At 68.8% G+C, this 24,934-nt stretch carries 24 protein-coding genes; 10 read left to right on the forward strand and 14 right to left on the reverse strand.

The window, feature by feature from the left end:
• Window positions 1–66 precede the first annotated feature (66 nt).
• The 3 genes from cydB to DFR69_RS11245 all read right to left on the reverse strand — a co-directional run bounded on the left by cydB (window position 67) and on the right by DFR69_RS11245 (window position 3,666).
• Window positions 67–1,092 (reverse strand): cytochrome d ubiquinol oxidase subunit II, encoded by a 1,026-nt coding sequence (cydB, locus tag DFR69_RS11235; RefSeq protein WP_110037386.1) that lies wholly within the window; start codon window positions 1,090–1,092, stop codon window positions 67–69.
• A 10-nt stretch (window positions 1,093–1,102) separates the two neighbouring features.
• Complete coding sequence (locus DFR69_RS11240; protein WP_110037387.1) at window positions 1,103–2,599, reverse strand: cytochrome ubiquinol oxidase subunit I; 1,497 nt, start codon at window positions 2,597–2,599, stop codon at window positions 1,103–1,105.
• Window positions 2,600–2,763: 164 nt separating this feature from the next.
• Complete coding sequence (locus DFR69_RS11245; RefSeq protein WP_110037388.1) at window positions 2,764–3,666, reverse strand: aminodeoxychorismate lyase; 903 nt, start codon at window positions 3,664–3,666, stop codon at window positions 2,764–2,766.
• 100 nt (window positions 3,667–3,766) lie between these two features.
• On the opposite strand from DFR69_RS11245, the gene ygfZ reads away from it, so the two are divergent.
• The 4 genes from ygfZ to DFR69_RS11265 all read left to right on the forward strand — a co-directional run bounded on the left by ygfZ (window position 3,767) and on the right by DFR69_RS11265 (window position 6,968).
• Window positions 3,767–4,879: a CAF17-like 4Fe-4S cluster assembly/insertion protein YgfZ gene (ygfZ, locus tag DFR69_RS11250; protein ID WP_186817317.1), complete on the forward strand. Its 1,113-nt coding sequence runs from the start codon at window positions 3,767–3,769 to the stop codon at window positions 4,877–4,879.
• A complete protein-coding gene (locus DFR69_RS11255) occupies window positions 4,876–5,556 on the forward strand; it encodes an MOSC domain-containing protein (RefSeq protein WP_110037390.1) in 681 nt (226 codons plus the stop codon). Before ygfZ ends, DFR69_RS11255 begins: the two co-directional genes overlap by 4 nt.
• 70 nt (window positions 5,557–5,626) lie before the next feature.
• Entirely contained in the window at window positions 5,627–6,577 is a 951-nt protein-coding gene (locus tag DFR69_RS11260) for an asparaginase (RefSeq protein WP_110037391.1), read from the forward strand.
• A gap of 175 nt (window positions 6,578–6,752) precedes the next feature.
• On the forward strand, window positions 6,753–6,968 hold the full coding sequence (locus tag DFR69_RS11265) for a DUF3073 domain-containing protein (RefSeq protein ID WP_110037392.1): 216 nt from the start codon (window positions 6,753–6,755) through the stop codon (window positions 6,966–6,968).
• Window positions 6,969–7,260: 292 nt separating this feature from the next.
• Here DFR69_RS11265 and purM read toward each other — a convergent pair whose 3' ends face one another.
• The 6 genes from purM to purF all read right to left on the reverse strand — a co-directional run bounded on the left by purM (window position 7,261) and on the right by purF (window position 15,600).
• Window positions 7,261–8,340, reverse strand: a complete 1,080-nt coding sequence (purM, locus tag DFR69_RS11270) for a phosphoribosylformylglycinamidine cyclo-ligase (RefSeq protein ID WP_110037393.1) — start codon at window positions 8,338–8,340, stop codon at window positions 7,261–7,263.
• A gap of 88 nt (window positions 8,341–8,428) precedes the next feature.
• On the reverse strand, window positions 8,429–10,102 hold the full coding sequence (locus DFR69_RS11275; protein ID WP_110037394.1) for an ABC transporter ATP-binding protein: 1,674 nt from the start codon (window positions 10,100–10,102) through the stop codon (window positions 8,429–8,431).
• A complete protein-coding gene (locus DFR69_RS11280) occupies window positions 10,099–11,079 on the reverse strand; it encodes an ABC transporter permease (protein ID WP_110037395.1) in 981 nt (326 codons plus the stop codon). The genes DFR69_RS11275 and DFR69_RS11280 overlap by 4 nt, the downstream gene beginning before the upstream one ends.
• On the reverse strand, window positions 11,079–12,089 hold the full coding sequence (locus DFR69_RS11285) for an ABC transporter permease (RefSeq protein ID WP_373866994.1): 1,011 nt from the start codon (window positions 12,087–12,089) through the stop codon (window positions 11,079–11,081). The genes DFR69_RS11280 and DFR69_RS11285 overlap by 1 nt, the downstream gene beginning before the upstream one ends.
• 92 nt (window positions 12,090–12,181) lie before the next feature.
• Complete coding sequence (locus DFR69_RS11290; protein WP_373866995.1) at window positions 12,182–13,783, reverse strand: ABC transporter substrate-binding protein; 1,602 nt, start codon at window positions 13,781–13,783, stop codon at window positions 12,182–12,184.
• A gap of 269 nt (window positions 13,784–14,052) precedes the next feature.
• Window positions 14,053–15,600 carry an amidophosphoribosyltransferase gene (gene purF, locus DFR69_RS11295; RefSeq protein ID WP_244198199.1) on the reverse strand — a complete coding sequence of 516 codons (1,548 nt, stop codon included), beginning with the start codon at window positions 15,598–15,600 and terminating at the stop codon, window positions 14,053–14,055.
• Between the two features lie 303 nt (window positions 15,601–15,903).
• On the opposite strand from purF, the gene DFR69_RS11300 reads away from it, so the two are divergent.
• From DFR69_RS11300 to DFR69_RS11310, 3 genes are all read left to right on the forward strand, one after another.
• The gene (locus DFR69_RS11300; RefSeq protein WP_110037398.1) at window positions 15,904–17,151 is read left to right on the forward strand and encodes a YhgE/Pip domain-containing protein; all 1,248 of its coding nucleotides are present in this window, start codon (window positions 15,904–15,906) and stop codon (window positions 17,149–17,151) included.
• A gap of 111 nt (window positions 17,152–17,262) precedes the next feature.
• On the forward strand, window positions 17,263–17,532 hold the full coding sequence (locus DFR69_RS11305) for a type II toxin-antitoxin system TacA family antitoxin (protein WP_110037399.1): 270 nt from the start codon (window positions 17,263–17,265) through the stop codon (window positions 17,530–17,532).
• Entirely contained in the window at window positions 17,529–18,092 is a 564-nt protein-coding gene (locus tag DFR69_RS11310) for a GNAT family N-acetyltransferase (RefSeq protein ID WP_244198200.1), read from the forward strand. Before DFR69_RS11305 ends, DFR69_RS11310 begins: the two co-directional genes overlap by 4 nt.
• On the opposite strand, the gene DFR69_RS11315 is transcribed toward DFR69_RS11310, so the two are convergent.
• Window positions 18,066–18,470: a sterol carrier family protein gene (locus DFR69_RS11315; RefSeq protein ID WP_110037400.1), complete on the reverse strand. Its 405-nt coding sequence runs from the start codon at window positions 18,468–18,470 to the stop codon at window positions 18,066–18,068. The genes DFR69_RS11310 and DFR69_RS11315 overlap by 27 nt on opposite strands.
• Window positions 18,471–18,677: 207 nt before the next feature.
• Here DFR69_RS11315 and DFR69_RS11325 point away from each other — a divergent pair, with 207 nt between their 5' ends.
• Complete coding sequence (locus DFR69_RS11325; protein WP_167456227.1) at window positions 18,678–19,196, forward strand: HicB family toxin-antitoxin system; 519 nt, start codon at window positions 18,678–18,680, stop codon at window positions 19,194–19,196.
• Window positions 19,197–19,221: 25 nt separating this feature from the next.
• On the opposite strand, the gene DFR69_RS11330 is transcribed toward DFR69_RS11325, so the two are convergent.
• Together DFR69_RS11330 and DFR69_RS11335 are read right to left on the reverse strand one after the other, a co-directional pair.
• Window positions 19,222–20,169 carry a DUF3558 family protein gene (locus DFR69_RS11330; protein WP_167456228.1) on the reverse strand — a complete coding sequence of 316 codons (948 nt, stop codon included), beginning with the start codon at window positions 20,167–20,169 and terminating at the stop codon, window positions 19,222–19,224.
• A gap of 349 nt (window positions 20,170–20,518) precedes the next feature.
• Window positions 20,519–21,151, reverse strand: a complete 633-nt coding sequence (locus DFR69_RS11335) for a TetR/AcrR family transcriptional regulator (protein WP_110037403.1) — start codon at window positions 21,149–21,151, stop codon at window positions 20,519–20,521.
• An 82-nt stretch (window positions 21,152–21,233) separates the two neighbouring features.
• Here DFR69_RS11335 and DFR69_RS11340 point away from each other — a divergent pair, with 82 nt between their 5' ends.
• Window positions 21,234–22,103 (forward strand): alpha/beta fold hydrolase, encoded by an 870-nt coding sequence (locus DFR69_RS11340; protein ID WP_110037404.1) that lies wholly within the window; start codon window positions 21,234–21,236, stop codon window positions 22,101–22,103.
• 16 nt (window positions 22,104–22,119) lie between these two features.
• Here DFR69_RS11340 and DFR69_RS11345 read toward each other — a convergent pair whose 3' ends face one another.
• Window positions 22,120–22,761 carry a CPBP family intramembrane glutamic endopeptidase gene (locus DFR69_RS11345; protein ID WP_244198201.1) on the reverse strand — a complete coding sequence of 214 codons (642 nt, stop codon included), beginning with the start codon at window positions 22,759–22,761 and terminating at the stop codon, window positions 22,120–22,122.
• 5 nt (window positions 22,762–22,766) lie between these two features.
• Window positions 22,767–24,497: an alpha/beta hydrolase gene (locus DFR69_RS11350; protein ID WP_110037406.1), complete on the reverse strand. Its 1,731-nt coding sequence runs from the start codon at window positions 24,495–24,497 to the stop codon at window positions 22,767–22,769.
• Between the two features lie 141 nt (window positions 24,498–24,638).
• Between DFR69_RS11350 and DFR69_RS11355 the strand changes: the two genes are divergently transcribed.
• A complete protein-coding gene (locus DFR69_RS11355; protein WP_110037407.1) occupies window positions 24,639–24,929 on the forward strand; it encodes a YiaA/YiaB family inner membrane protein in 291 nt (96 codons plus the stop codon).
• Window positions 24,930–24,934 lie beyond the last annotated feature (5 nt).

The following is a 24,934-nucleotide window of genomic DNA, read 5'->3' on the forward strand; positions in this document are numbered from 1 at the left end:
CCTTCGCCCGGCGACGGCTTCGCCCCGTGCACACCCTCGCGGGGCGAGTCCGCCGATCCCACCGGCTCAGTCCTTGCTCAGCAGCAGCCCGGTCGACGGCGGGATCTGCTCGACGGTCAGCCGCTTGCGGAACACCCAGTACGTCCAGCCCTGGTACACCAGCACCACTGGGGTGGCCAGCAGGGCGGCCCAGCTCATCACCTTCAGCGTGTAGGGCGAGGACGACGCGTTGTCGATGGTGAGGTCGAACATCGGGCTGATGGTCGAGGGCAGCACGTTCGGGAACATCGAGCCGACGATCAGCACCGTCGCGGAGAAGATGGTGACGGTGGTGCCGACGAAGGCCCAGCCGTCCCGACCGGCCACGTTGGCGGCGCCGGCGAGCACGAGCCCGAGCACGGCGGTCACCAGCACGGCCCAGGTCCAGCCCGCGCCGTAGGCGAGCTGGGTCCACAGGCCGAACGCCCCGACGACGACCGCGGTGGGCACCAGCAGCAGCCGGGCGATGCGCTGGGCGTCGTCGCGGACCTCGCCGCCGGTCTTGAGCACCAGGAACACCGCGCCGTGCAGCGCGAACAGGATGCCGGTGGCCAGCCCGCCCAGCAGCGCGTAGGCGCTGAAGAAGTCCCCGACCGAGCCGACGATCTGGCGTTCCTCGTTCAGCGGCAGCCCGCGCACGAGGTTCGCGAAGACCCAGCCCCAGGCCAGCGCCGGGACCCAGGACCCGATCCCGATCCCGATGTCGCACCAGGACCGCCACTTCGGATCGTTGATCTTGGCCCGGTACTCGATCGCGCAGATCCGCAGGATCAGCGCCACCAGCAGCAGCAACAGTGCCAGGTAGAACCCGGAGAACATGCTGGCGTACCACTCGGGGAAGGCGGCGAACATGGCGCCGCCCGCGGTGATCAGCCAGACCTCGTTGCCGTCCCACACCGGCCCGATGGTGTTGAGGACCACCCGCCTGCGCGTATCGGACCCCTTGCCGAGGATCGGCATCAGCATGCCGACACCGAAGTCGAAGCCCTCCAGCACGAAATAGCCGGTGAACAACACACCGATCAGGACGAACCAGAATTCCTGCAGATTCATCGCCGGGCTCCTAGTAAGCGAAGGAAAGGTGTTCGACGGCAGGCTCTTCCGGCTTGCGGTGCCTGCCGGTGTCCGGACCGTCGGGGCCGTCGTCGGGCGGGGTCGGCGCGGGTTCGTCCGGGCCCGCCACGGTGTAGCGCCGGATCAGGTAGAACCAGACCACCGCCAGCGCGCCGTAGAGCAGCGTGAACACGATGAGCGAGATCCACACCGTGGTGGGCGCGTGATCGGAGACCGCCTGCTGCACGGTCATCCTGATGTTCGGGTCACCGGTCGGGTTGGGCACCACCGCCCACGGCTGACGCCCCATCTCGGTGAACACCCAGCCCGCGCTGTTGGCCAGGAACGGGGTGGGGATGGCGAGCAGGCTCAGCCAGGAGAACCAGCGCTGATCGGGCACGCGGCCGCCGCGGGTCACCCAGAAGCCCACCAGCAACAGCGCCACCGAGCCCGCGGCCAGGCCGATCATGGCGCGGAAGGACCAGTAGGTGACGAACAGGTTGGGCCGGTAGTCGCCGGGCCCGTACTTCACGTTGTAGGTCTGCTGCAGGTCGACGACGCCGTCGAGGGTGACTCCGGTGAACTTGCCCTCGGCGAGATACGGCAGCACGTAGGGCACCTCGATCACGTGGGTGACGCTGTCGCAGTTGTTGTGCGTGCCGACGGTGAGGACGGAGAAGTCGGGGTCGGTCTGGGTGTGGCACAGCGATTCCGCCGAGGCCATCTTCATCGGCTGCTGCTCGAACATCAGCTTGCCCTGGATGTCACCGGTGAAGATCACCGCGACGCCGGCCAGCGCCACCACCACCAGCGACGCGCGCCCGACGGGGCGCCACATGGTGCGCGCCTCCTCGAGCTTCGCCGGGTCGCCGCTGCGCGCGTTGCGCACCATCCACCAGCCCGCGATACCGGCGACGAAGGTGCCCGCGGTGAGGAAGGCGCCCGCGATGACGTGCGGGAACGCGGCCAGGGTCGTGTTGTTGGTGAGCAGCGCCCAGATGCTCTCCAGTTCGGCGCGGCCGGTCTCGGGGTTGTAGCGCGCGCCGACCGGATGCTGCATGAACGAGTTCGCGGCGACGATGAAGTAGGCCGAGGCGTTGACGCCGAACGCGACGATCCAGATGGTCGCCAGGTGCACGAGTTTCGGTAGCCGCGTCCAGCCGAAGATCCACAGGCCGATGAACGTCGACTCCATGAAGAAGGCGATGAGCGCTTCCAAAGCCAGTGGCGCGCCGAAGATGTCGCCGATGAAGCGGGAGTATTCGCTCCAGTTCATGCCGAACTGGAATTCCTGGACGATGCCGGTGGCGACGCCGAGGGCGAAGTTGATCAGGAACAGCTTGCCGAAGAACTTGGTGAGCCGGTACCAATGGTCCTTACCGGTGACCACCCAGGCGGTCTGCATCATGGCGATCAGCGGTGCCAGACCGATGGTGAGCGGAACGAAGATGAAGTGATAGACGGTAGTGATACCGAACTGCCACCGGGAGACGTCCAGCGTGTCCATCCGACCTCCAGCCACTACTACGACATGTCGTAGTAGATCGTACGCCGGATATCGCGTCCCCCGAGCGTGACAACCACCACGACACGCTGAAAGATTGCCGCACGATTGGATATACGCGCCGTGACCGGCGCCGCGGGGGCACCCCACCCGTGCCCCGCATCCGGCTACCAGTCCCCGATGGTGCCCGGCTTCTCGATCCCCAGGTCGACCATTTCCCTGATCTCGTCGGCGTTGTCGGGCGCCGACATGCGCACACCGTCGAGCTGGTTCACCCGCGCCGCGAGCGTGATGCTCGACAGCAGCCAGATGCTGTCGCAGTCGAACAGGTCGGCGGTGAACAGCGACTGGTACTTGCACTCCCAGCCCTGCTTCTCCGCGACCGCGAACAGCGAACGCTGGGTGACGCCGGGAAGCACGCCGCTCTTGGGGGGCGGGGTGATGAGCTGCTTGTCCCGAGCGATCACCACCGTCGACCGCGGACCCTCGAGCACCCGGTGTTCGGTGCTGTGGAAGATCACGTCCTCGGCGCCCATCCGGCGGGCGAAACGCAGCGCGGCCATGTTGGTGGCGTAGGACAGCGTCTTCGCGCCGAGCAGCTGCCACGGCGCCGCCTGTGCCAGGTCGACCGAGATGCCGCGGGCCAGCGACATCACCTTCACGCCCTCGGCGCGGGCCGTGGCGACCCGAGCGGGGACCGGGGAGACGAGCACATACGCGGTGGGCTTCGGCTCGTTCGAGGTGAGGCCGGCGGGCGCGTCGTACTCGGAGTCACGGCCGCGGGTGTAGATCAGCCGCAGCATGCCCTCTTCGTCGGCGCCCCATTCCTTGCAGGCCACCTCGACCGCCGCGCGCCACTTCGACAGGCCGGGCTCCGGCAGGTCGAGGGCCTGGGCCGAGCGGCGCAGCCTGGCCAGGTGGAATTCCAGCGCGGTGGCCGTGCCGCCGCGCACCAAAATCGTTTCGAAGACGCCATCGCCACGCAAGGCGCCGATGTCGTCGGCATAAAGCGACGGCGCGTCCGCATCTGCGACCGCGCCGTCGAGTGTCACAAGAACCCGTTCTCCCATGTGACGAGCGTAGGCGTTATCGGTCCGTTATGCCTACGGCTGCTCCCAATAAGACGCCCGGCTGCGGCGCGTGTCGGTGGACGCGCCTACAGTGGTTGTTGTGTCGGTGGTCGTCGCCCCCAGTCCTGTTCTCCACACTCCGGGTGCCGTCGCGGGCGCACCAGGCTCGCCGGACGCCGCAGTCGCGTGGCATTACGGCGATCCGTTCGGTGAGCAGAAGGCCGCCGCGCAGCGCGTCGCGATCGTCGACCGCTCCCATCGCGGCGTCGCCAAGATCACCGGCGCCGAGCGGCTGAGCTGGCTGCACACCATCACCAGTCAGCACATCGCCACGCTGCCCGACGGGCACAGCGCCGAGAATCTCGACCTCGATCTCAACGGCCGCGTGCTGCACCACTTCGTGCTCACCGAGCTGGGCGGCACCGTCTGGCTCGACACCGAGGCCGAACGCGCCGCCGAACTGCTCGCCTTCCTGCAGAAGATGGTGTTCTGGGCCGACGCCAAGCCCGAGGACGCGCCCGATCACGCCGTGCTGAGCCTGCTCGGCCCCCAGGTCGACACGCTGCTCGACGCACTCGGCATCGCGGCGCTGCCCGGGATGTACGAGGCGGTCGCGGTGCCGGGCGGGTTCCTGCGGCGCATGCCGTGGCCGAGCGCCGACTCCTTCGACCTGATCATCCCGCGCGCCGAACTCACCGACTGGTGGACCAGGCTCACCGCGGCGGGCGCCCAGCCCGCGGGCATGTGGGCCTTCGAGGCGCTGCGCGTGGCCGCCCTGCGCCCCCGCATCGGCGTCGACACCGACGAGCGCACCATCCCGCACGAGGCCCGCTGGATCGGCGGCGTCGACGAGCACGGCGCCGTCCATCTGAACAAGGGCTGCTACCGCGGACAGGAGACGGTCGCCCGGGTCCACAACCTCGGCAAGCCGCCGCGCAATCTGGTGCTGCTGCACCTGGACGGCTCGGCCGACGAGCGCCCCGCCACCGGCGACGACGTCACCGCGGGCGGGCGCACCATCGGCAGGCTCGGCACGGTCGTCGACCACTACGAACTCGGCCCGATCGCGCTGGCCCTGGTCAAACGTTCGGTGCCGGCGGGCACCGAACTGGTGGTCGGCTCCATGGCCGCCGCCATCGACCCCGACTCGGTTCCCGCCGACGATGTCGTGCAGGCGGGCCGCGCCGCCGTCGACCGGCTGCGCGGTCGATGACCCGCCCCGTCCTGCGCGCCGGTGACACCGGCCTGGTCGAGGCCGTGTGCGTCGTGCACGCCGACATCGAGGTGCGTGGCCGCGTCGGCCGCAGCGCGATCGACAAGCGGCCCGTCGACGGCCGCGTGGCGGTCGGCGCCCTCGGCCTCGACGGCGACCACGTGTGCAACACCGTCCACCACGGTGGCGTGCACCAGGCCGTGTACGCCTACGCCGCCGAGGACGCCCACCGCTGGGCTGCCGAACTCGACCGCGAACTGCCCGCTGGCTGGTTCGGCGAGAACCTGCGGGTGAGCGGGCTGCCGCTCAGTGACGCCGTGCTCGGCGCGCACCTGGCCATCGGCGACACCCTGCTCGAGGTGAGCGCGCCCCGCGTCCCGTGCGCCACCTTCCAGCAGTGGTCCGGCGAGAAGCAGTGGGTCAAGCGCTTCGCCCTGCGGTCCGATACCGGCACCTACTTCCGGGTGCTCACCGAAGGCACGATCGGCGCGGGCGACGAGGTGCGCGTGGTGCGGGTGCCCGCGCACGGCATCACCGTGCGCGACGTGTTCACCGGCGCCGACCCGGCGCTGCTGGAACGGCTGCGCGCGGAGGAGCCGAGCATCTCCGACGACATCCGGATGCAGATCGACCGGCACACCAGGAAACAAACCAGCGCGAGCGAGGTGCAGGCATGAGAGGTCAGCGCCCGGAGGCGGAAGCTTGCGTAACCACGCAGGGCGCCCGATCATGCCGCGAGGACACAGCATGAGCGTCGAACTCGTCGAGGTCGTGCGGTCCGGTTTCCGTGAGTGCGTGCACCGCGGTTCGGTCGTCCTACTGGACGCCGACGGCGCACCCGAACTCGAGCTCGGTGAGGTGCACGGCCCCATCTTCCCGCGCTCGACCAACAAGCCGATGCAGGCGCTGACCCTGCTGCGCAACGGCTTCGAGCCCGTCGACGACGACGAACTCGCCATCACCACCGCCTCACACTTCGGCGAACCCGACCATGTGGCCCTGGTCCGCCGCCTGCTCGACCGTTTCGGTCACACCCCCGCCGACCTGGCCTGCCCGCCCGACCTGCCCTTCGAGGACCGGGCCCGCGCCGCCGCGCTCACCGGCGCCGGTCCGAGCCCGCTCTACATGAACTGCTCGGGCAAACACGCGGCGATGCTGGCGACCTGCGCGATCAACGACTGGCCGCGCACCGGATATCTCGACGTGGAGCATCCCCTGCAGCAGGCCGTGCTGGCCACCGTCGCCGACGTCACCGGCGAACCGGAGACCGACCTGGGCATCGACGGCTGCGGCCTGCCGATCGTGCCCGTCTCGCTGATCAATCTCGCGCGCGCCTTCGCCGGTTTCACCACGGCCGAGACCGGCACCGCGTCGCGCCGGATCGCCGATGCCGTGCGGGCGAATCCGCGAGTGATTTCGGGCACCAACGGCCCGGACCTGCTGGCGATGGCGGCCACGCCCGGCCTGTTCTGCAAGATCGGCGCCGACGGTGTGCACGCGGGCGCGCTCCCCGACGGCAGGGCCTTCGCGTACAAGATCGATGACGGTCACGACCGTGCCAGGATGCCGCTGACGCTGGCGATTCTGCGCAGGCTCGGGGTGGAGTGGACCGACGCGCACACCGAGCTCGCGGCCCCCGCGGTCCTGGGCGGCGACGCCAGAGTCGGTGTGATCCGCGCGATTCCGGGGGTGCTCTGAGACCGGGTGGTCTCGGCGAAGAAGGGGCAAACGGCACCTGTTCGACAGCTGTTCCCATACTCCTGGGAGCGCGACCGCCTGACACACGCTAAAGTGTCTGTCAGGAAGAGTATTAATTCGAACGGGGCCGCCAACAAACCCCAGGCCGCCCCGCAGTGACGCGAGGGGGTCAGCCATGGGCCGTGGCCGGGCTAAGGCAAAGCAGACCAAAGTCGCACGTGAGCTCAAGTACAGCTCCGCGCCGACCGACTTCGCGAGCCTTCAGCGCGAGCTGTCGGATAGCACTCCGCACTCTCACAGGAGTGGCGGCGTGATTTCCGACGAGCACGACGCAGACGAGTCGTCATCCCGTTGGAACGAGGACGACGACTACGACAGCTGGCGCCGCTGACCGTACGCCGGTGAAGGGGGAGGCCCGAGTGGCCTCCCCCTTCAGCCGTTGTCCGGTTGTCGGCGCCAGGCTCGCAGGAGTACGGCGAACATCCGAATAGACGACGAGCGTCCTGTGCACACCACAGGACGCTCGTCGTGTTCGCCGCCTCGAGGCCCCGACCACCCCGAGCCGACGGGCACAAACCCCCACTAGCTGGGATAACCGTTCCGTTCACGGGGCAAACCCAGCAAAACACACACGGGCCGGGTCGCGATACCCGCGACCCGGCCCGAATGGTGCAAAGGATTCGTCAGAACCTTGGATGATCCCCCAACAGCACCGCGCGGGGCGCGTCGGCGTCGGCGGCCTTCTTGACCTGACCCAGGGTCCAGCAATCGATGTGGCGGGCGGTGAGCACCGCCAGCGCGCGGTCGGCGTCCTCGGGCGCGACGATCGCGACCATGCCGACGCCCATGTTGAACGTCTTCTCCATCTCGACCCGCTCGACACGACCGCGCTGGGCGATCATCTTGAACACCGGGGCCGGGTTCCAGGTGCCGCGGTCCAGCTCGGCCACCAAGCCGGCGGGCAGCACGCGCGCCAGGTTGGCGGCCAGGCCGCCGCCGGTGACGTGTGAGAAGGTACGCACATCGGTCTCGGCGATCAGCGCCAGGCAGTCCTTGGCGTAGATGCGGGTCGGCTCGAGCAGTTCCTCACCGAGGGTGCGGCCGAACTCCTCGACGTGGCCGGTGAGCGACATGCGGTCGATGTCGAGCAGGACCTTGCGGGCCAGGCTGTAGCCGTTGGAGTGCAGACCCGAGGAGCCCATCGCGATGACGACGTCACCGGGGCGCACCCGGTCGGGGCCGAGCACCGAATCGGCCTCGACCACGCCGACGCCGGTGGCCGACAGGTCGTAGTCGTCCGGGTCCATCAGGCCGGGGTGCTCGGCGGTCTCGCCGCCGAGCAGCGCGCAGCCGGCCTTGATGCAGCCCTCGGCGATGCCGGAGACCAGCTCGGCGACCTTCTCCGGGACGACCTTGCCGATGGCGATGTAGTCCTGCAGGAACAGTGGCTCGGCACCACAGACCACCAGATCGTCGACGACCATGGCGACCAGGTCGAGGCCGACGGTGTCGTGCTTGTCCAGCGCCTGGGCGACGGCGATCTTGGTGCCGACGCCGTCGGTGGAGGCCGCGAGCAGGGGCTCACGGTATCCGCCCTTGAGCGCGAAGAGGCCGGCGAAGCCGCCGAGCCCACCCTGCACCTCGGGTCGGCTGGCCTTCTTCGCCAATGGTCCGAACAATTCGACGGCGCGGTCACCGGCTTCGATGTCCACGCCGGCGGCGGCGTAGGAAGCGCCGGCGCCGCTGGGGGTCTGTTCAGTCATTGTGGGGGAAAGCTCCAAACCGAATCGGCGGATAGATGCCTAGTAACTCTAAGTGATCCGCCGGTTCAGCTGTCGTGCGGCTCCTAAGTCATTCTTCCAGCTCCGTGGCGAATGTGGCCGCGATCTCGGCCCGCCGCGCTCGCTGGCGCACCGGGTCGGGGACGGGGACCGCGGCCACCAGACGGCGGGTGTACTCGTGCCGGGGAGCGCGCAGGATCTGTTCGTTGTCGCCCTCCTCGACGCAGGCCCCCTCGCGCAGCACCATGATCCGGTCGGCCAGCTGGTCGACGACGGCCAGGTCGTGGCTGATGAACAGGCACGCCCAGCCGCACTCGCGCTGCAGCTGCGCGAACAGCTCCAGCACCGCCGCCTGCACCGAGACATCGAGCGCGCTGGTCGGCTCGTCGGCCACCAGCAGGTCGGGGTCGAGCACCAGCGCCCTGGCCAGGCTGGCCCGCTGCCGCTGCCCGCCGGAGAGCTCATGCGGATAGCGATTCTCGGCGCCCGCGGGCAACTGCACGTCGTCGAGCAGCTTGCGCACCCTGGCGCGAATGGCCGCCCGGTCACCGGTGCGGTGCACGACCATCGGTTCGGCCACGCACTCGCCGACGGTCAGCCGCGGGTTGAGCGAGCCGGCCGGGTCCTGGAAGACGAACCCGAACCGCCGCCGGATGGGGCGCAGCTTGCGCTGGGACAGCGTGGCGATGTCCTGGCCGCGGATGCGCACGTGCCCGGACGTGGGCCGCTGCAGCGCCGCGACACAGCGTCCGATGGTCGACTTTCCCGACCCGGACTCGCCGACGAGCCCGAGGGTCTCCCCCGGCCGGATCGTCAGGCTCACCTCGTCGACGGCGCGGAACGCCGGGCGCCCGAACGGCCCGGGGAACTGCACCACCAGATCGCTGACCTCGAGCACCGGCTCCGCGCCGGGATCGATGGCGGGCCGCTCGACGGTGGCCGCGCCGAGGTGCGGGACGGCGTCGAGCAGCGCCCTGGTGTACTCGGCCTGCGGGCTGGCGAACAGCTCGTCCACCGGCGCCTGCTCCACCACCACGCCCTCGCGCATCACCACCACGCGGTCGGCGAGGTCGGCGACGACGCCCATGTTGTGGGTGATCAGCACGATGGCGCTGCCGAGCCGGTCGCGCAGATCGCGCAGCAGTTCCAGGATCTCGGCCTGCACGGTGACATCCAGCGCGGTGGTCGGCTCGTCGGCGATGATGACCTTCGGTTCGCAGGCGATGGCGATCGCGATCATCACGCGCTGCTTCTGCCCGCCGGAGAGCTGGTGCGGGTAGTAGTCCACCCGGTGCTCCGGATCGGGCAGGCCCACCGAGCGCAGCAGCTCGATCGCCTTGACCCTGGCGTCCTTCTTGCTCATCTCGCTGTGCGCGCGCAGCGCCTCGGCGATCTGGAAGCCGACGGTGAACAGCGGATCCAGCGCACGCGCCGGTTCCTGGAACACCATCGACACCGCGCCGCCGCGCAACGCGGTGAGCTGCTTCTCGCTCATCTGCGTGACGGCCCGGTCCCCCACCGTCACCAGCCCGCTCACCTGCGCCGACTGCGGCAGCAGCCCGATGGCGGTGCGCGAGCTCACCGACTTGCCCGACCCGGACTCGCCGACGATGGCGAGTACCTCGCCGGGGAACACCTCGTAGGACACCCCGCGCACGGCGTGCACCGGGCCCGCGTCGGTCGCGAAGGTGACCGACAGACCCGAGACCGACAGCGCGGCCGCCGGTTCGACAGTTGTAGTCATTCGGTCAGTTCCTTGTCGTCGACGGCGGCGGCCGGGTTCTCGGTGGCCGTGGTCACCGAACGCCGGGTGCGCAGCATCGGATTCAGCGTCTCGTCCAGGCTCTCGCCGACCAGCGTCATCCCGAGCACCACCAGCACGATCGCGGTGCCGGGGAAGATGGAGGTCCACCAGATGCCGTTGGAGACGTCGTTGAGCGCCTTGTTGAGGTCGTAGCCCCACTCGGCCGCCTGGGTCGGTTCGATGCCGAAGCCGAGGAAGCCGAGGGCGGCCAGGGTGAGGATGGCCTCGGCGGCGTTGATGGTGAGGATCACCGGCAGCGAGCTGGTGACGTTGGACAGGATGTGGCGGAACATGATTCGCGAGGTCGACGCGCCGGTCACCCGGGCGGCGTCGACATACGGCTCGTTCTTCACCGCGACCGTGGCGTTGCGGACCACCCGGAAGTACTGCGGCACATACACCGCCGTGATCGCGATCGCGGCCGAGAGCACGCCGCCCAGGCTGCTCGACGTGCCGCCGGCCACCACGATCGAGACGACGATCGCCAGCAGCAGCGTCGGGAAGGCGTAGATCGCGTCCATCACCAGGGTCAGCACCCGGTCGACCCAGCGCCCGACGTACCCGGACACCAGACCGAGCGGAACGCCGATCAGCAGCGACAGCGAGACCGCGATCACGATGACGCTCAACGCCGTTCGCGCGCCGTAGAGCACGCGCGAGAACACGTCCTCCGCGCGGACCGAGGTGCCGAACCAGTGCTCGGCGGATGGCCCCTGCTGCGGCACGAACGCCACCCCGTCGGCGGAGTTCTGCGCCAGGTCGTAGGGCGCAAGCAGCGGCGCGAAGACCGCCACCAGCACGAACACCGCCACCAGCACCAGGCCGGTGATCAGCGTGACCCGTTGCAGCCCAGCGGTTCTCGCCATCAGTTCGGCGCCGGGGATGCGCCACTTGCTGGTGGCCACCGGTGCGCTCATCAGAACCTCACCCTCGGGTCGATCATCGCGACGATGGCGTCGACGACGAAACTCATCAGCGCGACGACCAGCGCGATACAGGCCACGATGCCCTGCACGGCGACGAAGTCACGCGCCTTGAGGTACTCGGCGAGCTGATAGCCCAGGCCCTTCCACTCGAAGGTGGTCTCGGTGAGTACCGCGCCGCCGAGCATCATCGCGATGCACATGCCCATCACCGTGATGATCGGGATCAGCGCGTTGCGCACCGCGTGCCTGCCGACCACCACGCGCGGCGTGAGCCCACGCGCCTTGGCCGCCTCGACGAAATCGCTGCGCATGGTCTGGATCAGATTCACCCGCACCAGCCGCAGGAACACACCGGCCGTGAGCAGGCCGAGCGCCACCGCGGGCAGCACCGCGTGTTTCAGCACGTCGAGCAGGTACGAGGGGTCGCCGTAGAGGATGGCGTCGATGACCAGGATGTTGGTCTTCGGCGACACATGCTGCAGGGCCAGTTCGACATTCGTGCTCGCCCTGCCGCCGACCGGGAACCAGCCGAGGCCCACCGAGAACACGAGCTTGAGCAGCATGCCGACGAAGAACACCGGCGCCGCGTAGGCCACGATGGCGCCGAGGCGCAGCGCCGCGTCGGCGGGGGTGTCGCGATGGGTCGCGGCGTAGCGGCCCAGCGGCACACCCACCGCGAAGGCGACGATCAGCGCCCAGAACACCAGCTCCACCGTCGCCGCGCCGTAGGTGACCACCACCTCGCTGATCGCCCGATTGTCCTGCGAGCGACCGAAATCCAGCCGGGCCAGGCCCGAGATGTACTCCCAGTACTGGGTCAGGATGGGCCGGTTGAAGCCGGCCGCCTCCTTGCGTTCCTCGATCTGGTCCTGGGTGAGCCGACCACCCAGGGCCGCGCTGATCGGGTCACCGATCACGCGCATGAGGAAGAACACCACCGTCACCAGCAGCCAGGCGGTCGGCACGATCAGCGCCAGCCGCACCGCCAGATACTTCAGCAGGGCCACCTGGCGGGACTGCCCGCCGCCCTTGCTCTTTCCCGTCCCCGTGCGCCGCGCCCGGACCGGCGATCCGGGCGCGGCGGTGTCCTGACTCACTTGCCCAGCACCGTGAACCGGAACTTGAAGGAGCCGTCGAGGGTCTGGTCGAGCCCGGTGACGCCGGGCTTGGAGACCGCGACCTGCTTACCCGAGAGCAGCGGCAGGGTCGGCAGATGGTTCTGCGCCAGATCGGTCTGCAGCTGCTTGATCAGTTCGAGCCGCTTGGTCTTGTCCGGCTCGGTTGCCTCGGCGGTCAGCTGGGCGTTGATGCCGGGGTTCTCGAAGTGCGACTGCAGGAAGTTGTTCGGGCCGAAGAACGGCGAGAGGTAGTTGTCGGCGTCCGGGAAGTCCGGGAACCAGCCGAACTGGTACAGCGGGTAGGTGTCGGAGGCGCGTTCGCGCTGGTAGGTCACCCACTCGGTGGACTGCAGGTTCACCTTGAACAGGCCGGAGGCCTCGAGCTGCGACTTGATCGCGGCGTACTCCTCCGACGAACTCGGACCGTAGTGATCCGGGTTGTACTGCAGGTTCAGCGTCACCGGCACGGCCATGCCCGCGTCGGCGAGGAACTTGGCGGCCTTGTCCTTGTCGGGCTTGGCGCCGTAGATGTCCTGCAGCGGCGTCGCGGCGCCCGGCATGCCCTGCGGCACATAGCCGAACGCGGGCTGGTAGGTGCCCTTGTACACGTTGGTCGCCAGCGCCTCGCGGTCGATCGAGGACGCCATGGCCTTGCGCACGGCCAGCTTCTGCTCAGGGGTGTTGCCCGGCATGGTGTTCATGTTGAAGACCATGTAGCGCAGCTCGCCGCCGGGACCGTCGGTCACCTTGACATTGCTGTCCTTGCGCAGGGCGTCGATGTCGGTGGGCGTGAACGAGCGGTAGCCGACGTCGATGGCGCCGTTCTGCAGGTCCAGCTTCAGGTTGTCGGAGGTGGCGTAGTACTTGGTCGAGACCGTCTCGGTCGCCGGCTTGCCGAGCAGGCCCTGGTAGTCCGGGTTCGCCTTGTACTCCACCAGCTTGTTCTTGTCGTAGCTGGTGATCGTGTACGGGCCGGAATAGCCCTTGCCCTGCAACACTTCCTCGTCGGTGGCGACCTTGTCGGCCGGGAAGACCTGCTCGTCGACGATGGGGCCCGCCTGGGTGGGCAGCACGGTCGGAAAGGTCTGATCGTTGGCGACCTTGAGCGTGAACGCGACGGTGAGATCGTCGACCACGTCGGTCTTGTCGAGATTGCCCAGCAGCGAGGCGGGACCGTGCGGATCGTTGATCTTCACCATGCGGTCGAACGAGAACTTCACGCTCTTGGCGGTCAACGGATTACCGCTGGCGAATTTCAGCCCGGATTTGATCTTGCACGTGTAGACGGTCGGGCTGGTGAACTCGCACTTCTCCGCCGCGTCGGGCTTCGGCGTGGTGTCGCCGGGCGCGAAATTCAGCAGGTACGAATAGATCTGGGTCTCCACCAGCAGCGAGCCGTTGTCGTAGGCCGCGGCCGGGTCGAGCGCGAAGATCTTGTCGGTGGTGCCGACGACCAGGCCCGCTCCGGAGCCCGCCTGGTCGGTCCGGCCGGAGCCGCACCCGGCCAGCGCGGCGGCGACCACGGCGGCGATTCCCACTGCGGCAACTTGTTTCGCGCGATTCTTGCGTCCGCCCATTGCACTGTTCAACATCAGGTCCCATTCTCGAACGCCTGCGTCGCCGCCACACCCGGATCTCGGGTGCGGTGACGACGCGGTGAGCTAGCGATATAACGGGGGACCGTACAGGCGAACCATTACCGCCCAGTTTCAAATCGAGCGAAAAATTGCCGTCATGTTATGAACTAATCTTACGAAATATTCGTGCACCGGAATTTCTTGCGTACACAACACACAAGGGGCCGGCCAGGCTTATCCTGACCGACCCCTCCGTCGAACGAGTGACGCTACGGCCTGCTCAACGCGTCGGCGTTGACGTTCTCCGCCAGCAGCCGCGACTCCGGCTTGCCCGACAGCATGCCCTCGAGCACGTTCTTGCCGATGGCGGCTTCCTCCGGCAGTGGGATGGGGTACTCGCCGGTGAAGCAGGCCGTGCACAGCCGCGAGGCGGGCTGCTCGGTGGCCGCGATCATGCCCTCGGTGGAGATGTAGCCGAGGCTGTCGGCGCCGATCGAGCGGCGCACGTTGTCGACCATGTCGGCGTAGCTGTCGTCGGCGCCGGTGCCGTTGGCGATCAGCTCCGCGCGCGAGGCGAAGTCGATGCCGTAGAAGCAGGGCCACTTCACCGGCGGCGAGGCGATCCGCACGTGGATCTCCAGCGCGCCCGCCTCCCGCAGCATGCGGATCAGCGCGCGCTGGGTGTTGCCGCGCACGATGGAGTCGTCGACGACGATGAGCCGCTTGCCGCGGATCACCTCGCGCAACGGGTTGAGCTTGAGCCGGATGCCGAGCTGGCGGATGGTCTGGCTCGGCTGGATGAAGGTGCGGCCCACATAGGCGTTCTTCATCAGGCCCTGGCCATAGGGAATGCCGGAGCCCTGCGCGTAGCCGACGGCGGCCGGGGTGCCCGATTCCGGGACCGGGATCACGAGGTCGGCGTCGACTGGGTTCTCCTTGGCCAGCTTGCGGCCGATCTCCACGCGGGTGGAGTGCACCGAGCGCCCGGCGATCGTGGTGTCGGGGCGAGCCAGGTACACGTACTCGAAGACGCAGCCCTTGGGCTCGGGGTTGGCGAAGCGCATCGAGCGCACGCCGTCGGAGTCGATCGCGAGCAGCTCGCCCGGTTCGATCTCGCGGACGAACGCCGCGCCGACGATGTCGAGCGCCGCGGTCTCCGAGGCGACCACCCAGCCGCGCTCGAGCCTGCCGAGCACCAGCGGGCGCACGCCGTGCGGGTCGCGCGCCGCGTACAGGGTGTGCTCGTCCATGAAGGTCAGGCAGAACGCGCCGCGCAGTTGCGGCAGCAGCTCCATCGCGGCCTGCTCGATGCTCGAGTCCGCGGCGGCGTGGGCCAGCAGCGCGGTGACGATGTCGGAATCGGAAGTGGCGCCGGTCATCTGCGGGCGGCCGTCGATCACGCCGGCGCCGATGAGGCCCAGTTCGCGTGCGCGACCGGCCAATTCGGCGGTGTTGACCAGGTTGCCGTTGTGGCCGAGCGCGAGGCCGGAGCCGACGGCGGTGGTGCGGAAGATCGGCTGCGCGTTCTCCCAGGTGACGCCACCGGTGGTGGAGTAGCGACAGTGGCCGACGGCGATGTGCCCCGGCATCGCGCCCAGGGTCTGCTCGTCGAAGACCTGGCTGACCAGGCCGAGATCCTTGAAGACCAGGATCTGGGAGCCGTCGGAGACGGCTATGCCCGCCGCCTCCTGGCCACGGTGCTGCAGGGCGTACAGGCCGTAGTAGGTGAGCTTGGCGACGTCCTCGTCGGGAGCCCAGACGCCGAAGACGCCACACTCCTCGCGGGGCTCGTTCTCGGGCTCGTGAGAGTCATTCACCGTTTGCTCCCTGTTCGGGCGGGCTGGGGGCACCCGTCATTCTACGGGTGAAGACGACCGCGTTGTACGCGCGCTCGCACACCGGCGGCAATCACCGGCCGCGAACCCACCGATCGGCCATGACGAGCTGTTACCGTGCGCAAGGTGACGACTGACCACAGCGCGCACGAACCGGCCGATGATGCCGCTCAGAACAGTGAGAACGCACCATCGGAGCCGAAAGATTCCGGGCAGCCGGCGAGCGGCGGAGCGACATTCGCCACATCTGGGAAAGATCGGCGGCACTGGTCGCACATTGTGGTGATGCCGACGCTGGTCCTCACGGTGCTCACCGCCCTGCTCGGCATCATGTACCTCGGGTACGTGACCGACCCGGAGGAGAACCTGCACGACTTCCCCGTCGCGCTGGTCAACCTCGACGTCGGCGACGTCACCGGCACCGGCGAGCGGGTCGAGTTCGGCAAGCAGGTGGCCGACGGGCTGATCGCCAACGTGCCCGCCGACAAAGTCGACCTGTTGGTGGTCGGCAAGGCGGAGTCCGAACAGTTGCTGCGCACCGCGCAGATCTACGGCGCCATCATCATCTCCGGCGATTTCAGCAAACGGCTGGGCAATCTCGGCGTCGGCAGCGTGGTCGCCGGTGAGATGGAGAAGCCGGTCATCACGCTGCAGACGAATCCGCGGATGGGCGCGTTCGGCACCCAGATCGTGCACCGCATCGGCGATCAGGCGCTGGCCGAGGTCGACAAGCAGGTCGGCGCGCAGCTCACCGACCAGGTGCGGGCCACGCTGGCGCAGACGCCGGAGGGCGCGCCGACGCCGGAGGTGTCGGGGGCCGCGCAGATCACCCTCGCGAGCCCGGTGGACATCGTGCAGCAGGAGTTCCGGCCGCTGCCGCCGGGCAGCGGCGAGGGGCTCACGGCGTTCTTCTACGCGCTGCTCCTGCTGCTGGCGGGCATGGTCGGCGGCATGGTGATCCACACGATGGTCGACGCGCACCTCGGCTTCGTGCCCACCGAGTACGGCCCCTGGTACGTGCACTATCCGACGGCGTCGATCTCGCGGTTCCACACGCTGCTCATCAAATGGGGCGTGATGGCACTGGTGGCGGTGGTCGTCTCGATCATCTTCTTGATCGCGGCGAGGATCGTCGGCATGGCGGTCGACAATCCGCTGGCGATGTTCCTGTTCTCGGTGCTGGCCATGATCGCCGTCGGCTGGACGGCCCTGACCTCGCTGGCCGCCCTCGGCACCGCGGGCCTGCTGGTGAACCTGGCCCTGTTCGTCATCCTCGGCCTGCCGTCCTCCGGCGGCACCGTCCCCATCGAAGCCATCCCGACCCAGTTCGTCTGGCTCGCCGAATTCGAACCGATGCACCAGGTCTTCCTCGGCGTCCGCTCGATCCTCTACTTCGACGCGAACTACGCCGCCGGCCTCGACCGCGGCATCTGGATGTCCCTGCTCGGCATCCTCATCGCCGTCGTCGGCGGGGTCCTCATCACCCGCTACTACGACCGCAAGGGCCTGCACCGCACGAACGCGGCAGCCTGAGCCGCGGCGCCGCAACTCGGTAGAGCATTCCGTACATTGTCCGTACAATGGGTCGAAACCCGAGGACAACGCGCGGACCCGTCGCGTTCCAGACCAGAGAGGGGCATCGACGTGACCACGAAGTCCCAACGAGTCGAGGTGCGACTCGACAAGGAACGACAGACACAACTCCAAGCCGCCGCCGACGCGGTCAACGAGACCTTGAGCGAGTTCATCCGAGCGGCGGCCTTCGACCGCGCGGACCGGATCTTGGCGCTGTCGAGCCGAACGTTGATGCCCGCCGAACAGTTCGACGCGATGATGGCGTCACTCGATGCACCCGATGAGGCTCCAGCGTTGGCGAAGGCCGCCGCGAAGCCCCGAGTCTTCGTTCGCCGGTGACCTGGATCTCGACGGCGATCACCGTCGACCACAAACTCAGCGAGTTCGACTGCGGGAAACCGGTTCTCGACGAGTGGTTGCAGCGTATGGCGTTGCAGGCCGAGCAGCGCTGGACGAGCCGCACGTATGTATGGGTCACCGAGGACGATCCGACTGTGCGTGCCTACTACGCGATCGCGCCGACCCAGGTGGAACGCGACGTCGACGGCCTCTCACAGAAGTTGTCCTCCGGGCTGAAGGTCGTCCCGGCGTTCCTTCTCGCGAAATTCGCGCTCGATCGATCTCTGCATGGTCAGGGGTTGGGCGAACAGTTGCTCGTCGACGCGGTCTCCAAGATCTTGGGAGCGGCTCAGACGACGGGCGGCCGGCTGATCGTCGTCGATGCCATCGATGAGTCGGCGGCCGCGTTCTACTCACGTTTCGGGTTCGTGCGCGTCACCAACACCGAAAACCGACTGGTGATGAAGACGTCGACAGCACTGTCGGCGTGCGATAAGCCCGGGCCGATACGCCGCACCGGCGAGCACCCGAGATCAGGCCTGCTGGCCGGACGGCCGTAGCGGCACGATCGGGAGCCAGGCGGCGATCTCGCCCGCGCGGGTACCCGAGACCGAGAGGGCGCCGGACTCGACGGCCGCGTCGAAGTCGAGCAGGCCCGTGGCCAGCAGCAGCCAGGTCCTGACATCGGTCTCGACCACGTTCGGCGGCGTCCCCCTCGTGTGCCGCGGCCCCTCGACACACTGCACCGCCACGAACGGCGGCACCCGCACCTCCACCGAATGCCCCGGCGCATCCGCGGCCAACGCCCGCGCGGTCCCCCGCACGGCGGCCGCGATCACCGGCCGCTCCGGCTGCGCCGCCTGAGCCGTCCGCAGCCAGTTGGCCACCGCTGCGACCGCCGCCCGCACCTGGGCCGGATCCACCTTCTGTCGCGCCATCCGCGCAACGCTACCGACCCCTGCCGACAACCGGCATCGTCACCCACGTACAGCATCTCGAACTCGTCTACTTAATTAGACTTGATTGCGTAAAATTGATTAGACTAAAATGGTGATCGCACCGGAGCCCACGCGGACCACCTTGAAGCGTCTCGTCGCGGCCGGCTTCACCAGTCGCCCGGGAAAGGGCAGCCACACCATGTGGATATGTCGACACAGAGTCATCACAGTCACCGTGGCTTCCGGGCACAACTCGCAATCACCGGGCATGGTTCGCACTGTCAACAAAGCGATCGCCCACTGCACGCAGCAATGCACGGAGGAATCATGACCGTCTACCGCATCGAGGTTTCCCGCGACGATCGCTGGTGGATGATCCGAATTCCCCAACTGGACGGCGTCAACGGCAACATCGAAGGGCTCACCCAGGCACGCCGGTACGCCGACATCGGCATAGAGGCGACCAACTACATCTGCACCGTCGCCGATGTCGCACCGTCGTCTGTCGAACTCGACGTCACAGCACACGTCGGCGATACCGACGTCACCGCGGCGGCGGCAGAGGTCTCCGCAGCGAGGGCCGAGGCCGCTCGGCAGGAAGCACACGCGATGGCCCTGGCCACAGCGACCGCGCGGCGCTTGGCCGCTGACGGGGTGCCGGTGCGGGACATCGGCGCGGTACTCGGCGTCACGTTCCAGAGAGCGGCGCAGCTCGCGAACTCGTGAGCGGGCTCCTGCGAGCCGCGCCGGGTCACCGGCCAGGCGGCAGGTGACCGACGATCTTCTCGGCGAGGCTGGTCACCTTCGCGCACGCCTCCTCACGGAGTCCAGCCTCGACACCGGTGTCGACTTGGAGCAGCACGGCGCCGACCTGCCGCCCTTCGGCCTCACCCTGTGGAACATCGAAGGCCAGGTCGCAGGTGTACTCACTGTCCACCCAGGACAGCCGTAGGCCGGTCCGGCCGCCGACCTCGACCGGTGTCGGTGTCACATAGCGGTCGCGGTCGTAGAAACGCCTGGCGAACCATTCTTCGGTGGACTCGACGGAAAGGTTGAACCAGGATCCTTTCCAATAGCAGGACTTCGAATGAGCGGGGTCTGGGCTGGACTTCTCCGCCTGGGTGAGCTCGGAGCCCGCGAGCGCGGTCCTGGTCAGCTCACACGGATCCCACACCGGCGCGGCAGAATTCGGCGTGCTGGTCGGCGCACTGGACGACGACGTAGTGCTGTCGCCGTCGAACACCGCCGTCGGCAGCCGCGGCGGGATCGTACGGGCGACCGCGGCGATGAGCGACTCGGCACCGGATCGCAGATCCTCGCGCAACGAAGAGGTGTCCCCGTTGGGATATCCGAGGCTCCAGTTGTGACCGCCCGTGATGACCCTGATGGTCAAATTGCCGACGACGGCCTCAGCTTCGACCTGGACAGTGTCCCGGGAAGTTCGCACCACCCAGATCCGCGCCGCGTCGCCGACTCCGGGCAGCGACTCGGGAGCGCCCACAGCGGACGCCGGTGGCAGGAATTCGCGCGATGTCATCGCCGCGGTCGTCGGTCCGGCTTGCTCCATTCGCGGTGTGGTCTCGAGCGTGAGCGAGACCGTGGCCGTGCGTGACATCGGGCCGGTTCGCTCACTCGGCACCGGGTCCTCGGCGGTCAGTGAGCACCACAGATCCCGCTCCGACAGCTTCCTGGCATGCATGGGCCGATCCCGGCCAGGCAGCGCGCCGAGGAATCCACGAACGGCCCCGTCCACGGATTCGCCGAGATCAGCGCAGCCACTGGGCAATCGGGAGTAGCCAGAGACCCACGTCCACTCCGGCACCGCAGGTCGCGCGCACCCACCCACGAGCGCCGTCACGGCAATCGCCCAACCGAGCGTTCGAAGCAAACCCATCGCCCCCCCCTCACAGACCGAATGATGATGCCACAGCATCCTGCGGAGCGACCGAGCGAACCGAGTCCGACAGCGGCACTCTGCGTTTCGAGAACACCGTCGCTCGACGGGTCATCAGCCGGGCTGGGCCGGTCGAGCTACGGGTCCGGCGCAGTCAGCCTCGGCCGGTGTGGAGGGCGTCGATGCGGAGGTCGAGGTAGTCGCGCATCATCTGGCGGGCGTCGGTGCCGCCGAGGAGGGCCAGGCGTTTGGTGTGGGCGAGCAGGAGCAGGCCGGAGAGGTGGGCGAGGACGTCGGCGGTGATGACGCGGGCTCGGTCCTCGGTGGCGCCGAGTTCGACGGTGGCCGAGACCATGGGGGCGAGGCCGGCCAGCATGACGGCGTTGAGGCCCGCGTTCAGTTCGGCGCCGAGGCCGTGCGGGCGGATGCCGCCGCGGAAGAGGTAGAAGCCGAGGTCGAGGTCGCGGGGGTTGCCGTCGTAGAAATCGAAGAAGGCCAGGCCGGCGGCGCGGAACCGGTCGGCCGGGTCGGCCAGTGCGGTCACCTCGGCCACCTCGGCAGACAGCCGTTCCAGCGATTCGCCGAGCAGCGCGGCGTAGATGTGTTCCTTGCTCGGGAAATAGCCGTAGAGGGCACCGGGGGTGTAGCCGGCGGCGGTCGCGATCGCCCGGATATTGGCCGCGTCGACGCCGTCGCGCTCGAAGATCGTCCGGGCCGCACGCAGGATGATCGCGCGTTTCGCCTCGGCGATCTCGTCGCGACGCCCCGCCCGGCTCGGTTCGGCCACTCGTCCCCACTTCCCTTCGATCGGGTCCTCACGCTACATTCTGAACATCGTTCAGCACAGTGAACGTCGTTCAGGAGGTGTCATGTCGAGCTCGACCGAGCCGCTGGAACCCACCACGCTGCGCCTGCGCGGCGCCGACGGGCTGGCGCTGGCCGCCGATGCCTTCGGCCCCGCGGACGGGCCGCTCGTGGTGATGCTGCACGGTGGCGGCCAGAACCGGCACTCGTGGAAGCGCACCGGCCGCGCGCTGGCCGCCGAGGGCATGCGGGTGGTCGCCGTCGACGCGCGCGGCCACGGCGACAGCGAGTGGTCACCGACGCGCGACTACACGCGCGAGGTGATGGTCGGCGATCTGCTCACCGTGCTCGAGCAGCTCGGCGCGACATCGGAGCGCGGCGCGGTGGTGGTCGGCGCCAGCATGGGCGGCATCACCGGCCTGCTCGCGACGGCAGCGCCCGGCGGCGCGGCGATCCGCGCGCTGGTGCTGGTGGACATCGTGCCCCGCTCGGAATCCAAGGGCGTGGAGCGCGTGATGGACTTCCTCGGCAGGCACCGCGACGGTTTCGATACCCTCGACCAGGTGGCCGACGCGGTCGCCGCCTACCTGCCGCACCGCCCGCGCCCCGACAACGCCGACGGACTGCTGCGCAATCTGCGCCAACGCGACGGCCGGTGGTACTGGCACTGGGATCCGGACCTGATCAGCAACCTGGACACCGACGCCGAGGCCCGCATCGCCGAGATGGAGTCGGCCGCAGAGGCTTTGACAATCCCCGTCCTGCTCGTGCGCGGCGGCAAGTCCGATGTCGTCAGCGACGAGGGCACCGCCGCCTTCCTCGCCCTGGCGCCACACGCCCGCCTCGCCGAGATCACCACGGCCGCCCACACCGCGGCGGGCGACGACAACGACGCCTTCACCGACGCCGTCGCGGGCTTCGTCGCGACAGCCTGACCGAGTCGATGGCGGCCTAGGCCCCGCGGCCCGCTCGCAGCTCCAGCCGGAGCGCCGCGAGCGGCAGCATCGCTCCCCCGGCGTTGATCGCCAGGTGGAGCAGGGCGGGCGCGGTCGCACTGCCGGTGTGTCTGCGCAACGCTCCGAAGACCAGCCCGGCCAGGGTGGTGAGGGCGACGGTCCCCGGCACCGACTCCCCGGCGACCCGCGCCGCGTGGACGTGGCACAGCCCGAAGTCGAGCGCGCCGGCGCCGGTCGCCGCGACCGGTCCGGTCATCTCGTCGAGCAGCGGGTCGAGCGTGCCGCGGAACACCGCTTCCTCGGCCAGCACCGTGCCCACCGGGATGTGCAGGGCGATCCACTCGAGCGTCGAGGTCTCCGGCACGCGCTCGGCCACCTCGAGCGGGATCCGGCGCAGCGCCGGAACCGCCAGGGCCACACCGAAACCGGCGAACACCAACGCCGCGCTACCCAACCCCCAGCGCAACCCCTTGGTCGACAGCCAGTTCGGACGACCGGCGAACACCACCCCGTACCCCACGGCGAATCCGAGGTTGGCCGCTGTGCGCCCGCGCAGCGGAAGCTCCAGCGCGGGCAGCACCCGATTGCTCCACAGCGGCGGCAGCGCGAGAGCGACCGCGCCACGCGCCCGCGCCACCGGGTTCACTTCACCTCCCGCTCGTACTCCTCGGCCGATTCCAGTGCGGCACGGGCCTTCTCGACCACCTCCGCACTCACCCCCGGCGGCTCGGCGACCGCCAGCCAGCCGTCGAGCACCAGCGACCCGTACCGGTGCCCGTGCCCGTCCGAAACCCCTTGCGCATTGGTCAGATCGGCGGTCACCTGCCAGAACGTCACGAACGGCGCCCACCGCATCTGTGTCGAGACATCCGCGCCGCGCGGCTCGCTCAACCAATCCGGCTGGGTGAAGATGAGATCGGCCGACCACCACACGATGGGATCGGACGGGTGCTGCAGATAGGCGATGCGCGGCTCCAGCCAGGTGACGCCCTTCGCCAGATCCCCTGCGTCGTCGGCGAATCGGACCACGAGCCCGTCGGCGTAGCGCGGCGCCACCTCGGGCGAGCCGGGATCACGCCGGTCGACGAACTGCCGCCACAGCCGATTCGAGTTCGGCGGCCCGACCCACAGCGCGCCGTCGACCTCCTCACGCAGATCGGCGAGCCCGTCGAAGGCGTCCTCGGAGCCCTGCGAGCCCAGGCTCTCCCCGTACACGAACAGCTTCGGCCGCTGCTCCGGCGGCTGGGTCGAGATCCGCTCGTACACCGCGTCGAACAGTTCCCGGCCGGCCGCGGCGGCCTTCTCCCGGTCCGAGAGGAACGACAGCACACTCGGCAGATACGAGTACTGGGTGGCGACGATGGCGGTGTCGCCGCCGTAGAGATATTCGATCGCCCCGGCCGCCATCCCGTTGACCCACCCGGTGCCGGTGGTGGTGACCACCACGATCGCCGCGCGCTCGAAGGCCTTGGTTCGCTCGAGTTCGTCGACGGCCAGCCGGGCCGCGGTCTGCTCGCCGGTCACCGACTCCAAGCCCACGTACGCCCGGATCGGTTCGCGCGCGGGCTTTCCGGTGACCGCGGTGATGTCCGTGGCGCGCGGCCCGTTGGCGACGAACCAGCGGCCCTCGTAACCGAGGGTCTCCCACGGCGCGAGCGAGGCGAAGCTGCCGGAGCGTTCCGGCTGCTCCGGGCGCACCGCGTGCTCGGTCATCCGGTCGTTGCGCACGCTGAACGCCGAGTTGGCCACGGCGAACACCGCCCGCGAGGCCACACCGTTGACGATGGTCACCGTGAACACCACCAGCACCAGCGCCCCCGCGGCCGGGGCGAGCTCACGCGGCACCCGCACCCACCGGTTCAGCTGCCGCGCCAGAACCAGCACCAGCGTGCGCACGGTCCGGTAGGCGGCGACCACCGCGACGCCGACCGCCACGCTGAGCAATCCGGTCCGCAGGTAGGCGGGGGTGGTCGTGCCCGCCATCCCCATGAGCGAAGTGATCTCGCGCTGCCAGCGCGCCGACTGCACCAGCATCAGCGCGGCGACCAGCGCGCACACGACGAGCACCGTCGCCTTGATGCCGTAGCGCAGCCGGTCGGAGGGGCTGGGGATCGGGATCTTCGCCCGGACCCAGCGCCGGAACAGCCATTCGAGCACGCACCCGAGCCCGTACCCGATGGCGGCGTTGATCCCGCTGATCAGGCCCTGGAACAGCCAGTCGCGCGGCACCAGCGAGGGCGTCACGGACAGCGCGAAGAACAGGGTGGCCAGAACCAGGCCGGGGTAGTTCAGGTCGATGATGTCCTCGAGGCGGCGCAGCACCCCGGCGCCGCGCGCACGCAGCGTCTCTAGGGTGGAGCCTGTGGCGGACACCGATCCAGTATGGCTGGCCGGTTCCGGCCCAGCGGGGTGTTGTGGATGGCGCGTCGGTCACTCTCGGCGGCGGCAACTACCCATCGCACTCGAGTAGTTTCACGCGCCCGTGCGAAACCCCCGCTCAGCACACTGATTTCCATGAGCACACCGAATGCCAAGCCGAAGAACACCTCGGCGTACATGGTTCAGGCCGCGATCGCGTTCGCCGTCAGCCTGTTCGGCACGGCCGCGGGCATCTACTACCTGCCGCTGGACGCCTGGCAGCGCGGGTTCCTCGCGATGTCGGGTCTGTTCCTGGTCACCAGCTGCTTCACCCTCGCGAAGGTCGTGCGCGACCAGCAGGAGGCGCAGTCGCTGATCGGACGGATCGATGAGGCACGGCTGGAACAGCTGATCGCCGAACACAATCCGTTCCGGTCGGTGTCGTAGCCGGG

The organism is Nocardia neocaledoniensis (assembly GCF_003182135.1).
GTDB lineage: Bacteria > Actinomycetota > Actinomycetes > Mycobacteriales > Mycobacteriaceae > Nocardia > Nocardia neocaledoniensis.